We start from the raw sequence: 15,246 nt of genomic DNA, 5'->3' as shown, positions 1-15,246 counted from the left end.
CCTTCTTTCGAAAGGGAGGCTTCACCGGTGGGTAAAGACGTAGCTGAGGTGGCATTGAAAGCCCTCGCCGGCGGCCTGCTGGTACTGGCTTTCGCCGCGCTCGCTCAGATTCTCATGCCGAAGCGGTTTGCCGGTATTCTGTCCGCCGCGCCGTCAGTGGCACTCGGGAGCCTCCTGGTCACCGCCCTGTTCAAGACACCGCAGGATATCGCTCTATCCGGCCGGGGCATGGCGGTCGGCGCGGTGGCGTTCACCGCGTATTGCCTGCTCGCCGTTCCGCTGGTGCGCCACTGGGGCGCCTGGCGTGGCGCCGCCGCGGCGCTGGCCGGGTGGGCCGTCGTCGCGGCCGCCGGATACGCGGTGACGTCATGACCGATCAGTCGCCGGACGCCATCCGTGCCAGCGGCGGCAAGCTGAGTAAGCCGCCCATGCGCGATTGGTTCATCCGCTTCGGGTTCGGCGCGGTCGTTTCTGCCGTTGCCGGCCTGGTCTCTGTGATCGGCGGTCCCCGCGCCGGCGGTGTCTTCCTGGCCTTCCCGGCCATCCTGCTCGCCAGCCTGACACTTGTCGCCAAGCAGGAGGGCGAACATCAGGCTCGAGAGGACGCACGGGGCGGTGTTTTCGGCACGATCGGTCTGCTCGCCTTCGCCGTGGTGGTCGCCGTCGCAGCAACCCGGTGGCCGCTGTGGGCCACCCTCGTGACGGCCTCCATGGCCTGGATAGTGGTGGCCCTCCTCGGATACGGAGTCGCTCGCATGGCTGCGGCCGGCGGCGACGAATCACCACGAGACGACACGTCGGATCGATAGGCCCGGTCATGAAGTGATCGCGGGTCATCACGTGATCTAAAACTCTGGCGGATGGGTATACGTGGATCTATGTCGAGGAAGACGAGGCTCGCCGTGGCGGTGACCGCGGTGGTGCTGTTCTGGGCCGGGTTCGTCTATGCCCTGTCCCGGCCGGCGGATTACCAGGTGTATCACCGCACCATGCTGCAGGTGGCCGAGTCCGCGCACGACGCGGCGCAGACCGGCCGGCTGACCGCGGAACAACAACTGGCAGGTCGAGTGACCACGTTGTTCGCCCGGACCGCATTCGACGACGCCGGCAAGGCTCTGGCGGGAGCGCAGAAGAGGTTCGCGAACCAGGGGCCGCCGGATGCCCGGTCGGCGGCACTACGTGACGGCCTGGCACCGCTGCTGTCCACGGCCGTGACCGCCCTCGGCGATACCTCCCAAGCGACCGACAACAGCACCCTGCGTAGCGGCGCGACCGAACTGGACACGCTGGCGCAGCACCTCGACGACTTCATCACGGCACACCAGTGAGCCGGCCGTGAAAAGATTTCTCGCCATCGCCCTGGGTATCCTGACCGCCATCGGCGGCTTCGTCGATATCGGCGACATCGTCGCCAATGCCGAAGCGGGCGCTCGCTTCGGTATCGCCCACGCCTGGGTTCTGCTGGTCGGTGTGATCGGCATCTGCGTATACGCCGAGATGGCCGGCCGGGTCACCGCGGTCAGCGGCCGGCCGGTGTTCGACCTGGTCCGCGAACGCCTCGGCCCGCGCGTCGCCCTGGCCAACCTCGCCGGATCGCTGCTGGTCACCGTACTGACCCTGGGCGCTGAACTCGGCGGCGTCGGTCTAGCGCTGCAACTGGCGACCAGCGTCGACTACCTGCTGTGGGTGCCGGTGGTCGCCTTCGTCCTGTGGGTGGCGCTGTGGCGGGTCAAATTCAGCGTGCTCGAGAACGTGTTCGGGGTGACCGGGCTCGTCCTGATCGTGTTCGTGATCGCGTTCTTCCGGCTGCCCGCCGACTACGGCAGCCTGTGGCAGCAGGCCGCCCATCCCGGGCCACCGCAAGGTGAGGACTGGGGCACCTACTGGTTCTTCGCCGTTGCGCTGTTCGCCTCAGCGCTGACTCCGTACGAGGTGTTCTTCTTCTCTTCCGGTGCGGTCGAGGAGCGCTGGACGACTCGCGACCTGATCACCTCCCGGGTCAACGTGTTCGTCGGCTTCCCGCTGGGCGGCCTGCTCGCCTTCGCCCTGATGCTCACCTCCGCCACCGTCTTCCACCCGCTGTCGATGTCGGTGGACACCCTGTCGCAGGTCGCCATGCCCGCAGCGATCGCCCTCGGCAAGCTCGGCCTCGCCGCGGCGATCCTCGGCTTCTTCGCCGCCACCTTCGGCGCCGCCATGGAGACCGGCCTGTCCGCCGGCTACACCGTCGCCCAGTACTTCGGCTGGACCTGGGGAAAACTACGCCGGCCGCGCAACGCGGCCCGCTTCCACACCGTGGTCATGGTCGCCATCCTCACCGGTGTGGCGGTGCTGATGACCAGCATCGACCCGATCCAGCTCACCGAGTACACCCTGGTGTTCAGCGCGGTGGCCCTGCCGTTGACCTATCTGCCGATCCTCGTCGTGGCCAACGACCGCGGCTACCTCGGCAACCGGGTCAACGGCCGGCTCGCCAACACCCTCGGCGTCACCTTCCTGGTCGTCGTGCTCGCCGCGGCCGTCGCCGCGATACCCCTCATGATCATCACCCGGATGGGAGGTGGCTAGTCATGCTCATCGGCTTCGACCTGCTCGACCGGCAGATCATCGACTCCGACGGCGCACCCGTCGGCAAGGTCGACGACGTCGAACTCACCTACGACGACACCGGCACCCCACACGTCACCGCCCTGCTCCTCGGCCAGGCAGTCCTCGGCGACCGCATCGGCGGCCGGCTCGGCCGGTGGATCGCCGGCACCGCAAGGCGCCTGTCCGACTCCCCGGACCGCCCACCCATGCGCATCAGCATCGACCTGGTCGCCAACATCGGCAGCGCCGTCAACCTGTCCGTCAGCCGCGCGCTGCTGCAAGACCCGCCGCTGGAGACCTGGCTCAGGGATCACCTGATCCAACGGATCCCGGGAGCCACCCATGAGTCCTGACCCGCGCACCGGTCGCGCCAGCGACATCCTCGGCCGGCGCGTGCACGACGACACCGGCAAGCCGATCGGCCGCATCGCCGACCTGATCACCGAACCCGCCCCGGACGGCACTCACCAACGGGTCACCGCCGCCATCGTCGTCCACCACCACTGGGGCAGGCTGCTCGGCTACGAACGCCGTGAGATGACCCGGCCCTGGATCCTCGAACACCTCGCGCGGCTCATCCTGCGCCGCAACGCCCAAGAAGTCCCCTGGCACAAGCTGCGCCTCGCAGCGGACGAACAGTGATAAGTGATCCTGTTCGCTGCGGACGCATCAACGTCGGATGCCCGGGTATGCGACCGACATATCGCATCCACCGACGAGGAGAAAGCTCATGCCCAGTGCAAGAGAGATCATGACCCCGGACGTGACATGCATCGGAGAGAACGAATCCCTGGCTGACGCCGCCCAGAAGATGGCCCAGCTCGACGTCGGTTCCCTGCCCATCTGCGGCCAGGACAATCGGCTCAAGGGCATGCTCACCGACCGCGACATCGTCGTCAAGGCCATCGCGCAGGGCCGGAACCCGGCCGAAGTCACCGCCGGCGAGCTCGCCCAGGGCAAACCCGTCACGATCGGCGCGGACGACGACGCCGGGGAAATCCTGCGCACCATGGGCTCGCACCAGGTGCGGCGGTTGCCGGTCATCGACGGTCACAACCTGGTCGGCATGGTCGCGCTCGCCGACGTGGCCCGCGCCCTGTCCGACCGCCCCGTCGGCGACCTCGTGGACGCCATCTCCAAGTCCTGAGACACCCAGCCGACCGCCCGATCCGCCAAATCAGTCCTCGTTCGCAACACCTCATCGACTGCTGGCCAAGGCCCCGCGTGACCGCCACTGGCACCGCACTCCCGGACCAGCCGGTCCGGGAGTGCGGCGGGTCGCATCAGCGCAACAGGTGCTCGCGGCAAAAGTCATTTCGCACCGCGGTCAGCGAGCGGCGATGAGCGCCTGCGGTGCGGCGGCCTTCATCCGGGTGTTCAGCCAGGAAAGCTGGCGGGACGTTTCCGCCGACGCGTGCTCACAGACAGCGATGAGGTCACCGTCGCGGAGGCTTTGAGCGGCCTGGCGAATCACCGTCCACGTGGTCTGGACGAGCGTGCCGAGCACGTGCAGGTCCTGCAGGTCGCGCAGCAGCCCGACCGGTCCGGTGCGTACGTCCGTGAGGCCGTCGGCGTGCAACCGGTCGGGTTCCTCGACGTCGTCGCCGTGTCGTTGCTCGCCGTACCGTTCGACGATCGGGGTCAGACGACGGACGTGGTCGTCGCTCATCGAGGCGAGCGTCCGGCAGGTGAAGAACACGTCGGGGTGCTGGGCGTGGCCCTGCGCGACCGTGCGCAGCGAGTCGGCCAAGGTCTGCTCGGCACGGTGCACCAGGCCGAGGTAGACGATCAGGTGCATCAGTGGCCTCCGGACGGGTCGGCGCAGGCGGGATCGTTCGAGTACGCCGGTGTCGGCACCACCCGGCTGGTTGTCGGCGCTCCCCCGGCCGTCTGCGGCACCACGCCGGGCGTGGCCGGTGCGGAGGCGGCGGTGGTCGGTGCCTTCGCCGGTCCGCCGCCGTCCCGCACTTTGCGGACGCGGCAAGCGGCAGTCTTGAAGTACGGCTGTTTCGATACCGGATCCCACACGGTCATGGTCAGCTCGTTCGCCTGCCGGGGACAGTTCCACCCACATGTCCGGGGCCGCCTCCCGCAGCGACCGCGAACGTGCCGTCTTGGTACGGGTGTGGAACTGATAGACGGTGCGCCCGGTGGTGTAGAGCAGTGGATATTCCTCGCTGGTCGGTTCGTGCGCCGGCGCGTACTCGGCACCCTTGAGAAACGCCCGGCCGGCCGGGCGCAGTGCCCGGTGTTCCTGCTCGGTGACCGCGGCGCCGGTGAGCAGATCATGGCCGTACGTCTCGCAGACGTCGGTGTCGGTCGGGAACACCGCGTCGCTGTAGAGCCGGTCGGTGCCCTCCGGGTGCGTCTCGTTGACCGGCCACGGGATGCCGGTCGGACCGCGCAGCTTCTCGTACGACAGGCCGGTGTAGTCCACAGGCCGCCCACGGGTCGCCTCCCGCCACGCGTCGAAGGCCTGCTCGGCGGTCCGCCACGCGACCAGCGGGGCGCCGTCGCGATCACGAAAATCCATCGCCTCGGCGTACGCCAGGAAGATGTCCAGATCGCTGCGCGCCTGCCCGGGCGGGTCCACCGCCTTCTCCGACAGGTGCACGGTGCGGTTGACGTTGGTGAACGTGCCGGTCTTCTCGCCCCACCCGGCGGCCGGCAGCACCACATCCGCCAGACGAGCCGTCTCAGTCAGGAAGAGGTCCTGCACCACCACGAAACACTGCTCGCCGGCCAGGATCTGGCGGATTCGCGCCGACTCCGGCATGGACACCGCCGGGTTGGTGGCCGATATCCACAAAAAGCCGATCGAGCCCTCCTGCGCATAGCTGAAGATCTCCATGGCATGGGTCGGGTCGGCCCAGTGCGGGATCACCAGCGGGTCGACGTTCCACAACTGCGCCAGCTCACCCACGTGCTGCTCGTTGTCCCAATTTCGGAACCCGGGAAGGTCGCCGTCGGCGCCGCACTCGCGATTGTTCTGCGCGGTCGGCTGCCCGTTCATCTGCAAGATCCCCGACCCGGGACGGCCGATCAGCCCGCGCAGCAGGTGCAGGTTGTTCACCGCCACCGCCACCGCCACCGCCGACGCGGTTGCCTGATGCGATTGGTAGAAGCCCTGCAGCACCGTGGAGAGCACGTTGCCACTCTCCCCGAAGATGCGCGCCGCGCGTCGCAGATCGTCCGGCTCGATGCCGCAGATCTCGGCGACCCGCTCGGGCGAGTACGAGTCGACGGTCTTGCGTAGCTCGTCGACGCCGAGCGTGTGCTCGCCCACCCACGTCTCCTCCACCCAGCCGTGTTCGAAAAGCTCCCGGGTCAGGCCGTTCATCAAAGCCAGGTTGGTGCCCACACGCGGCGCGAGGTGGACGCCACCCGTCCGCTGCGCCTCCTCGGCCACCTTGGTCCGCCGCGGATCGACACACACCAGCACCGGCGGATCGTCCGCCCGGGTCCGGTCCAGGATCCGCGTCCACAGCACCGTCTGCGTCTCGGCCATGTTGTGCCCGTACAGAAAGATCGCGTCGCAATGCTCGATGTCGGTGTACGAGCCCGGCTGCCCGTCGGTGCCGAACGACTCCTTCAACGCCGACGCCGCGGTCGCCGTGCACAGCCGAGTGTTGCCGTCCATGTGCGGCGTCCCGATGCCGGCCTTGCCCAGCACCGCGAGGGTGTAGTACTCCTCCAGGAAGAGCTGGCCACTGGTGTAGAAGCCGTGCGACAGCGGCCCCTTCTCGCGCAGCAGCCGCTTGGATACCTCCACCACGCGGCCCATCGCGGTCTCCCAGCCGCAGTCGGTCAGGATGCCCCCGTCACGAATCATCGGCCGGGTGAGCCGGTCGGTCGCACTCGCCCCGGCGGTGCTGCCGTACAACCCCTTCGGGCCGAGCCGGCCATGGTTCACCACATCGGTGGCCCGCCCCCGGATGCCGACCATGCGCCCGTCCTTCACGGCGATGTCGCAGCCGCAGCCGTTGCTGCACAGCAGGCACGCGCTGGCGACCCCCCGGTCAACCCCGTCCTCGGTCACTCCGTCGGCCAGGTGCTGGTCGACCCGGGCCGGCCACACCGTGCCCTTGGGGATGCGGCATACCGGGACCCCAGATGTCGGCAATTCCGTCCACCGCGCCGACCTTCCTGATTCACGTCCGTACTGCCGCTTCCCGCGTAGCCGCCTCCCGGAGGGAACCTAGCGCCTCAGCCACCGACCCGCCGCGCAACCATGCCCCCTGCGCTCTTTGCAATATGCAACTTTCGAGACGTACGAGCAAACGCCGTCGAAGCTTCTGATGATTCCGGTGCTTCAGTGCGTCCTCTCCAGGCGTGATCGGACACTGAGCATGCTGACGACTGAGTTGCTGAAGCAGTCGGCGGGAACCGACGGGACTCAAACCGTGGCGGGCGTGAGCGTTAGTCGATGGTGCGCGTCGATGGCCATGTCAGGTAGAGCAGGGCGGTGTCGTCACCGTGGCGGCCGCCGTCGCCGCGCTGGATCTCGGCCAACAGCGCGGTGAGGTACTCACCCGGGTCAGCGATCGCGGCCAGCCGGGAGGCGAGTTCGGCGAAGCGTTGCTCGCCCAGGCGGGTGCCGTCGTGGGTGAAGCCCTCGTAGACGCCGTCGGTGTACAGCAGCAGGCCGGCACCCGGAGGCAGCGTAACGACGGACTCCAGCCAACGGCCGCGCCCGGGAAACATGCCCAACGCGAGATCGTGGCGGATGGATGCAGGGTAGGCGCCACCGCTGGTGATCACCAACGGCGGTGGGTGGCCGGCGTTGACGATAACGGCGTGGGACCGGTCCGCGGCCACCCGTACCGTACATGCGGTGGCGAACATCGCCTCATGAGGGCGTTCCGCGACCAAGACTTGTTCGAGCAACCGCATCCGCTCGGCCTTGCTGACGCCGGCCAAGGTGAGGGTGCGCCACCCGACGCGTAGGCCGACGCCGATCGCGGCCTCATCCGGGCCGTTACCGCAGACGTCACCGACGACGGCGTGGATCGTCGCGTCGTCGTCTTGTACTACGTCGAAGAAGTCACCGCCGAGTAGCGAGCGTTGTCGACCCGGCACGTATCGGCTGACCACCGTCAGGGCGGGATCAGTAGTCAACGGCTTGGGTAGCAGCCCCCGTTGCAGGCGGGCGTTCTCGCTGGCCTGCAACCGGCTCTCCTGCAACTGCCACCCATTGACCTGCGCGCGCTGCCGCTGGATCGCGAGTTGAACCGTCCGGCCGAGCACGGCGCCGTCGACCTGGCCCTTGACCAGATAGTCCTGGGCGCCCGCGGCAACAGCCGCGGCTCCCGTAACCGCATCGCTGCGGCCGGTCAGCACCACCACGGCGGTTTTCGGCCATCGGTCCACTACGCGACGCAGCGCCTCCAAACCCTGGCCGTCCGGTAGGTACAGGTCCAGGAGCACGCAATCCGGTGTCGCGGGTAAAGCCATGCCCTGCGTCAAGGTGCTGGCCTGCTCGATACGGTCGGTGATCCCGCTGTCGCTCAGGTACTCCTGGGTGAGCTGGGCGTCGCCGGGATCGTCTTCGATCAGCAACACCACCGGGACGCCCGGCTGCGGGGCGGAGACCTGCTCAGTCGGCGCCGCCATGCCGCGAGTCGACCGCACCGCACGCAGCTCAGCGTCACCCTTCACGGGCTGTTCCTTTCCGTCCTCCCGCACCGCGGTCGGCGTGGACCCGCTCGCCCATTGTGCGCACGACCGCCCATTATCATCCAGCCGGCAGGGGGACCGACCCTCACCCCCCAAGGGACAGGCCGGCAACACCGGGTTGACGAACACCAGGACAATGCCTGCCGACGGCAGCCTCCGGGCGCGCTCAGACACCGTCAACGGCTGGATACCGGCCATGGCCTGGGTCCACTACCGACGGCGATCCGGCAGCGGCAGCCTCTGGCCCGCGGTGACGGCTACTGCTGGTTCGGCAGCGATGGGGCTTCGACCGCGGCGGCCCTGAAGGCGGGCCGGGGTTGTGGCGGTGTACCGCTGACTCGGGTGATGAGATCGCCGGCGATGTCGCGCAGTTTGCGGTTGCGGTTCTGTGATGCTTGGCGTAGCAGGTCGAAGGCGGTGGCCGCGGTGCAACGCTGCTCGGCCATCAGGATGCCGATCGCTTGATCGATGACGCTGCTGGAGACCACGGCCTGGGCGAGTTGGTCTTGCAGCTGCGCTTGGCGGATCTGACGCATGGTGAGGGTCAACGCGTCGGTGGCCTGGACGGCAAACCCTTCGGCCTGCTCGCGGAGGGGTCCGGTGAACGCGGTGGCGGTGGTCGAGTACAGGTTCAGGGCACCGAGGCGCTCGCCCTCAACGATCAAGGGCAGCGACAGGGAGCCGACGACGCCGTAGGCGATGGCGGCCGGCCGGTACTCATCCCAGCGATCCTCGTGGCTGAGGTCGTCCACCACGACGACCGATCCGCCGCGCAGCGCGTCCAGGCACGGTCCTTCGTCCGTGACGTACTGGACCTGGTCGAGCTGCGCGGCCAGGGGATCGCTGACCGCCGGGGAGAACGGGCGGCCGTCACGGCGGATCGTGATGCCGCAGACCGCGGCCGGTGTCACCACCTCACCGGCGAGGTGCGCCAGCTTGGTGAGCAGGGCGTCCAGATCGGGTGACTGCACGAGCAGGCCGAGCAGGTGCCCGGCGGTCGAGCTGGGCGTGAACGGTTGGGATGTCTCGGACACGGTATGCCGGCTTCCTGAAGCGATGCCTCGGGAATTGATCACCGAAGTCGGCGCAACCGGGACGGCAACGCGCGGAAGAACCGCGGATACATCTGAGTATGCCCCTCCCGGCGCTCTCACGCGGCGACGAGCGTGCCGATCTCTGCCCGCGCGAGGTACGCTGGCGTTCGGTTCAGACACGAGCCTGGGTAACAGCCCAACCGATCTTGCCGTGAGCCGGCCGATCCTCGACCGTGACGTCCACCGGTCGGCATCGCCGCGGTTCAGCTGCGGAGGTCCCGTGTCCACCCGATACTCAGAAGACCAGTTGCGGTCCGAGCCTGGCCAGGCGTCCGCGCTGTCGATGGAGCTGTCCGGCTGCGGTGCGGATGTCGTGATCACCATCCGCGGTGAGCTGGAGAGGGACACCGACCACCTGCTCATCGAACTGGTCGACCATGTCGTCCGTGACCATGCCGGGCCGGTGATCCTCGACATGGCCGGCGTGACGTTCCTCTGCGCCCACGGGGTTGGCGCACTCCTGCGCGTCCGCGACATGATCGCCGCCGCGGGCGGGCGGCTCACGCTTCGTGACCCGTCCCCGCCAACACGCCGGATCCTCGCCATCACCGGTGACGAGCAGCTCTTGGCACTCGCGCCCGCGCCCGCGCAGCCGTACGGTGCGGCATACAAACAGCGCTCGCATCCCGAGGATCGCCGGACCATGTCAACGGTGGTTCGATGATCCCCGACGTGGTCTCTGCCGGCGGCACGACGCCGCCGTGGCCGCCGTCCGGTACGCCACCGCGCCGCGCCGTCGACCCGCCCGTCGAAAGGGATCCAGCCCCGCTGGACACCACTACCAGGGCGCCACAGGACCCGCGGACGGCCGTCTCAGCGCTCCGGCTGGAGGCAGACCGGGCGGCGGCCAGAAGGTCCCGGCAGGATGCGGTAGCCCTCGCAGCAGCGGCCCGCCAGACCCGGATTCGCGCTCAGCGGATGCTCCAGGACAACGACGAGCGACGCGCCCGTCTGCACAGCAGCTCGACAGGCAGCGTGATGCACCCTGGAAGTGATTGTCACGCCCGCGGGTGAATGGTTCATCTCATGTTGCGTTACAGGCTCGTGCCGCTGCCGGCCCGGCCTCTCGGCATGTGAACGCTCGTGTGTAAATCTCGCGAATCGGGGGCACGCGGGGACCCGTGCACGACAGCCTACCCACCGTCGCAGGGCTCGACGACCTCACCGAACTGGTCACCACGTCGACGGAAAGAGATCAACTTTACGTACGATGGTCGGCCGGCCCCGCTGTGGACCTGCGCCGGGACGAGGTCAGCCGGGATTCGCTGACCGGGGTGCCACTGCCCGGCCTCTCGGCCAATCCGCTCGCCGTCGAACGGTGGTGGGGTGACCGGTCCCCGCGGCTCTGGGTCGCCCGCCGCCTGTACGACTACCGCCACCTGCGTAGCCTGCGCGGGCCGCAGGTCCGGCCCTGGATTCTGGTGGGCGATCAGCGCGGTCGCGGACCGGACAACGAACCCTTGGTCAAGGTGCGCCGGCCGGTCGCCTGGATCGCCGACACCGCGCTGATGGAGGCCGAGCAGATGATCGAGGCCCAGGGTTCGGCCGAGTGGGGTCCGCTGGACCGGCGCAACGCCCGATGATCACCGGCCTCTAATTAGCGTGCTTCCGGCGCGCGCTCGACGGACCCGCGTCCGAGCGCCGACCAGATCTCCGTGACCGTGTGGTAGATGATGCCGCCGGGCAACCGGTTCAGATCGTCGAGGACATCGTCCGGCGTTCGTCGACACGCGGGCTGTGCTTGCTGCCGCCTCGTTCCATGGACCGCGGATTCCCCTGAGCAAGCGGCACAAACGGTCGGCGGCGACCGTGGCGGCCGGGCGAGTCGTGGTCGTGGCGGCCGTATGCCCACCGTCCACGTCGGGACACCTGTTCGCCCGTGTCGTCCTGCACCACCGGCTGCGCCGCCTGACTCAACCGGCCAGGTTGCGCAGGAAAAGGGCCTCGGCGAGGCAGGTGCGGGCGAACTCCCCGAGGTGCAGGCTCTCGTTCGGGCCGTGCGCGGCGCAGTAGGGATCCTCGATGCCGGTGACGAGGATGGCGGCCGCCGGGTACCGCTGCTGGAACGTGGCGACGCAGGGAATGGACCCCCCGATCCCGATCTCGACGGGAGCGGTGCCGTCCCAGGCCTCGATGATGGCGGAACGGGCTGCGTCGTAGGCGGGGCCGGTCGGGTCGATGCGACAGGGGGAACCGAGGCTCTCCGCAATGACGCTGAGGTGGGCGCCCCAGGGAACGTGCTTCTCCAGGTGCTCACGTAACGCCGCGTACGCGGTCTGCGGATTGTCGCCGGGCGCGAGGCGCACGCTCAGCTTGGCCCTCGCCCGTGGCACGAGGGCGTTGGGCGCCTCGCCGGTGCGAGGCGCGTCGATGCCGAGGACAGCGATCGCGGGTTGGTTCCAGACGCGGTCGGTGAGACGGCCGCCACCGAGCAGGATGATGCCGTCGAGGACGCCGGCCTCCCGACGGAAACGGTCCTCGGCCCAGTCCGTGGTGCTTTGCTCGCTGCGCGTCAGCCCGTCGACGGCGACCTCACCGTTTTCGTTGTGCAGGGTGCTGAGCAGGCGCGCGAGTGCGGTCAAGGCGTCCGGGACCGGGCCGCCGAACATGCCGCTGTGCACGGCGTTGTGGAGCGTTGCGACCTCGACGAAGCAGCTGACGACACCGCGCAGCGAGACGGTCAGAGCCGGCCGGCCAATGTCCCAGTTGTCGGAGTCGGCGACGACGATGACGTCGGCATGCAGCAGCTCGACGTTCAGTTCGAGGAGCCTGTCCAGTGACCCGGAGCCGTACTCCTCCTCGCCCTCGACGAACACCACCACGCCGACCGGAAGCCGGTCGCCGAAGGCCCGCAGCGCGGCGACGTGCGCCATCACGCCGGCCTTGTCGTCGGCGGCGCCGCGGCCGTAGAGCCGGCCGTCCCGTTCGACCGGCTCGAACGGATCGCCGTCCCACAGCATCGGGTCGCCCGCCGGTTGGACATCGTGGTGAGCGTAGAGAAGCACAGTCGGCGCTCCGGGTGGTGCGGACCGGCGGCCGATGACCGCCGGCTGTCCGTCGGCGCGCGTGACATGTACGTCGAGGCCGCAATCGCGCAGCAGTTCAGCGACGGCGTGGGCGGACCGCTCGACGTGCGCATGGTCGAATCCGTCGAACGCGACACCGGGGATCCGGATCAGGCGTTCCAGGTCCGCGCGTACCCGGGGCAGCTCCCGCCGGATCGCATCGCGGAGGTCCTCATCGGCAAGAGTCATGAGGCACATCCTCCTCAGCGACGTCGCACCGGAAGTTTCAGCAGGTCCCGAACGTGGTACCCGGGTAATTATGGATCAGGAGACGACGCCGGTTCTCGACGCTATCGAGCAGTACCCCAAGCAGGGCAATCACACTTTCGCGCTGCCGGGTCACCGGCTCGGCCAGGGTATCGACGAGCGCACCGCCGCCGTGCTGTCGAGGGGTGCGTTCCACGCCGATGTGATCACCGCGAAGCAGGCCGTTCCGGACGCCGAACGGCTACTCGCCGACGCTGTCGGCGCTCGCGAGGCGGTCTTCACCACTTGCGGCTCGAGCATCTCCATCCACACCGCGATGCTCACCGTCACCGGGCCCGACAAGAAGATCCTCATCGACCGCAACGTGCACAAGTCCGTGGTCGCCTCCCTGGTTCTGGCCGGCGCCCGGCCGGTCTGGCTGCGCCCCCGCTGGGACCACGAGCGGCAGATCGCGCACCCGGCGACCGCCCGCGACGTCGAGGCGGCCCTCGAGCGCGACCCGGATGTGAGCGCTGTACTGATCATCACGCCGACGGAGTACGGCACCGGCGCTGACGTACGGGGGATCGCCGAGATCTGCCACAGCCGCGGCCTCCCGCTGATGGTCGACGAGGCGTGGGGCGCCCACTTCCCGTTTCATCCCGGTATGCCCACCGCTGCCATCCAGGCCGGCGCCGACCTGGTGGTGCAGAGCCTGCACAAGGCCGACGGTGGCCTCTGCCAGGCGTCGCTGATACTTCTCGGCGGTGACCTGGTCGGCCCGGTCGACCTGCGGCTGCGACTCGACCTGATCACCACCACGAGCCCGTCGGCGCTGATGTTCGGGTCGATCGACGGCTTCCGGCACCGCATGGTCGACGAGGGGCGGCAGTTGCTCGACGACGCGCTGCAGCGGGCCAACGGTCTCCGGGCGCGGCTGTCGAAGACGCCCGGCCTGACCGTGCTGGACGAGTCGATCATCGGACACGACGGTGTCGCCGAATGGGACCCGCTCAAGCTCAGCGTCGACGTGTCCGCCCTCGGTATCACCGGCTACCAGGCCAAGGAATGGCTGCAGGAACAGCGGCGGCTCACCGCGCAGCTCGGGGACGCGCGCCGGGTCGTCTGCTCACTCACGTACTCCGACGACGACGAAGCGATCGAGCGGCTCGCCGAGGCCCTGGAGACGTTGGCCGCCGAGCCGCCGCAGCCGGATCGACCCGCGCCGCGGATTCCCGCCCTGGAGGATCTGAACCTGGAACAGGCGATAACCCCTCGGGAGGCGTACTTCGCCGACACCGAGCAGGTCGCTGATCCGGTCGGCCGGATCAGCGCGGAAATGATCAGCCCGTATCCGCCGGGCGTCCCGGCGATCCTGCCCGGCGAGCGGTTCGATGCCGCGGTCGTGGACTATCTGCGGGCCGGGCTCGCGGCTGGCATGACCCTGCCTGATGCCTCCGACCCCAGCCTGAAAACCTTCCGCGTCGTAAACGAATAATCGAGCGGTGGAGCCGCCGTCCTCCGTACCAGCCGCGGCGAACTGTGCTCGGCACGAGTGGTCGGGGCGCTGGCAAGGTCAGTGGCCTGGTCGCGCTCTCCCCTTGCTCAGCCGGTCCGATGTCCTCGGCGGCCCGGGCCTGCCGCGTTCCTGATCCACGGACCGGTGGTGACCATTGAGGGACTCTGCTCCGTGCTGTTCGACGGAGTATGGGCACCTGCGTTTCCTGATCATGAATGAGAAACTGGACTACCTGGTGCTCCGGCAACGATCGGTGGCACTTCAGGCGGTCTGAGCCCGTACCGGGATGCACGGGATCGACAGCCTCCTGCTCGGTACCGCTCTGGTCGGGTACGCGCTCGTACACGTGGCACGGCAGTGCCGGGTACGCCAAATCTGCGGCGGCCCGGGCGGATTGCAGTCGAGAACGCCCAGCCGCGTGAGACCGGCCCGCGCAGGTCGCAAGGTAAACGCGGTCGCCGCGGACGGCGATGCCTCGATGTACAGTGCCAAGGTCCTGCACGACCGCGGGGGCATGTTGCAAGAACTCAGCCTGGGCAGGTGGGTCGCTCAGGTCATCCTCGGTCTCGTCGAGGTATCCGGCTGTCTCTGCATGCAGCGTGAACCTGAGCTACGACGAGGAAGTCTGTTCCCAGTTGGCTTGCTTGCTGGAGCTGGCGAGTACGTGCTGGGCGACGAACCTGATCAGATTCATGTCGTGCCGCAGGCGTTTGGCCTCGGGACCGAACGGGTGTAGCGGTTCGGCGTCGGTATGGCTCTCTTTGCTGTGCACGATCCGGCAGCGCAGGTCGTAGATGCGCTCGGCGATCTGGCGTGTGAGGCTCGGCTGGGAGTCGCCGGTGACGATGACTCGCACGCCGGTGATCCATTCTCGGTTGCGCAGGGCCTTCGCCGCGGCCGGGCGATCCTCGAGGAATTGGGCGACGGTGGCGTCATCCAAGCAGGCTTCGACCGCGGCGAGGACTTGGTCTCGTTCGCGGGCCTTGCCGCGTCCGCCGGGCAGCACAGCATCGATGAGCCGGCCGATGGCGAGCTCATCGTCATGGTCGAACCGGGAATCCTTGAGCATGGTACGGACGCTCTCGATCGTCGCGGCTTTGCTGAACGCCGCCATGTA

At 68.6% G+C, this 15,246-nt stretch carries 15 protein-coding genes; 10 read left to right on the top strand and 5 right to left on the bottom strand.

All coding sequences use genetic code 11. The features are described from left to right. Positions 1-27: 27 nt before the first annotated feature. The 7 genes from AB0M88_RS08985 (at position 28) to AB0M88_RS08955 (ending at position 3,736) form a co-directional block, all read left to right on the top strand. The gene (locus tag AB0M88_RS08985) at positions 28-372 is read left to right on the top strand and encodes a DUF3147 family protein (protein WP_364097720.1); all 345 of its coding nucleotides are present in this window, start codon (positions 28-30) and stop codon (positions 370-372) included. Further along, a complete protein-coding gene (locus AB0M88_RS08980; RefSeq protein WP_364097717.1) occupies positions 369-809 on the top strand; it encodes a DUF3147 family protein in 441 nt (146 codons plus the stop codon). The genes AB0M88_RS08985 and AB0M88_RS08980 overlap by 4 nt, the downstream gene beginning before the upstream one ends. A gap of 93 nt (positions 810-902) precedes the next feature. Beyond that, positions 903-1,328 carry a hypothetical protein gene (locus tag AB0M88_RS08975; protein ID WP_364097714.1) on the top strand — a complete coding sequence of 142 codons (426 nt, stop codon included), beginning with the start codon at positions 903-905 and terminating at the stop codon, positions 1,326-1,328. A 7-nt stretch (positions 1,329-1,335) separates the two neighbouring features. Continuing rightward, positions 1,336-2,568 (top strand): divalent metal cation transporter, encoded by a 1,233-nt coding sequence (locus AB0M88_RS08970; protein ID WP_364097711.1) that lies wholly within the window; start codon positions 1,336-1,338, stop codon positions 2,566-2,568. Positions 2,569-2,570: 2 nt separating this feature from the next. Then, complete coding sequence (locus tag AB0M88_RS08965; RefSeq protein WP_364097708.1) at positions 2,571-2,942, top strand: PRC-barrel domain-containing protein; 372 nt, start codon at positions 2,571-2,573, stop codon at positions 2,940-2,942. Next, a complete protein-coding gene (locus tag AB0M88_RS08960) occupies positions 2,932-3,231 on the top strand; it encodes a hypothetical protein (protein WP_364097705.1) in 300 nt (99 codons plus the stop codon). The genes AB0M88_RS08965 and AB0M88_RS08960 overlap by 11 nt, the downstream gene beginning before the upstream one ends. An 88-nt stretch (positions 3,232-3,319) precedes the next feature. Beyond that, a complete protein-coding gene (locus AB0M88_RS08955) occupies positions 3,320-3,736 on the top strand; it encodes a CBS domain-containing protein (RefSeq protein ID WP_364097702.1) in 417 nt (138 codons plus the stop codon). Positions 3,737-3,916: 180 nt separating this feature from the next. Here AB0M88_RS08955 and AB0M88_RS08950 read toward each other — a convergent pair whose 3' ends face one another. The 3 genes from AB0M88_RS08950 to AB0M88_RS08940 all read right to left on the bottom strand — a co-directional run bounded on the left by AB0M88_RS08950 (position 3,917) and on the right by AB0M88_RS08940 (position 9,299). Further along, positions 3,917-6,712, bottom strand: coding sequence for a molybdopterin-dependent oxidoreductase (locus tag AB0M88_RS08950; RefSeq protein WP_364097699.1), 2,796 nt, complete (start codon positions 6,710-6,712; stop codon positions 3,917-3,919). A gap of 296 nt (positions 6,713-7,008) precedes the next feature. Continuing rightward, positions 7,009-8,247, bottom strand: coding sequence for a fused response regulator/phosphatase (locus tag AB0M88_RS08945; protein WP_364097696.1), 1,239 nt, complete (start codon positions 8,245-8,247; stop codon positions 7,009-7,011). Positions 8,248-8,522: 275 nt separating this feature from the next. After that, positions 8,523-9,299, bottom strand: coding sequence for a GAF and ANTAR domain-containing protein (locus tag AB0M88_RS08940; RefSeq protein ID WP_364097693.1), 777 nt, complete (start codon positions 9,297-9,299; stop codon positions 8,523-8,525). A gap of 343 nt (positions 9,300-9,642) precedes the next feature. Between AB0M88_RS08940 and AB0M88_RS08935 the strand changes: the two genes are divergently transcribed. Further along, a complete protein-coding gene (locus tag AB0M88_RS08935; protein ID WP_364097690.1) occupies positions 9,643-10,023 on the top strand; it encodes an STAS domain-containing protein in 381 nt (126 codons plus the stop codon). A 457-nt stretch (positions 10,024-10,480) separates the two neighbouring features. Next, entirely contained in the window at positions 10,481-10,942 is a 462-nt protein-coding gene (locus AB0M88_RS08930) for a DUF6098 family protein (RefSeq protein WP_364097687.1), read from the top strand. A gap of 330 nt (positions 10,943-11,272) precedes the next feature. Here the strand turns inward: AB0M88_RS08930 and AB0M88_RS08925 are convergent, their stop codons facing one another. Further along, on the bottom strand, positions 11,273-12,613 hold the full coding sequence (locus AB0M88_RS08925; RefSeq protein ID WP_364097684.1) for a dipeptidase: 1,341 nt from the start codon (positions 12,611-12,613) through the stop codon (positions 11,273-11,275). Positions 12,614-12,683: 70 nt separating this feature from the next. On the opposite strand from AB0M88_RS08925, the gene AB0M88_RS08920 reads away from it, so the two are divergent. Beyond that, positions 12,684-14,108, top strand: coding sequence for an aminotransferase class I/II-fold pyridoxal phosphate-dependent enzyme (locus AB0M88_RS08920; protein WP_364097681.1), 1,425 nt, complete (start codon positions 12,684-12,686; stop codon positions 14,106-14,108). 631 nt (positions 14,109-14,739) lie between these two features. Here the strand turns inward: AB0M88_RS08920 and AB0M88_RS08915 are convergent. Further along, a complete protein-coding gene (locus tag AB0M88_RS08915) occupies positions 14,740-15,243 on the bottom strand; it encodes a hypothetical protein (protein WP_364097678.1) in 504 nt (167 codons plus the stop codon). Positions 15,244-15,246 lie beyond the last annotated feature (3 nt).

This window comes from Actinoplanes sp. NPDC051411, assembly GCF_040682075.1.
In the GTDB taxonomy this organism is placed as follows: Bacteria; Actinomycetota; Actinomycetes; order Mycobacteriales; family Micromonosporaceae; genus Actinoplanes.
Note: the sequence above shows the minus strand (reverse complement) of the source record. Positions and strands in the feature narration are given on the sequence as shown.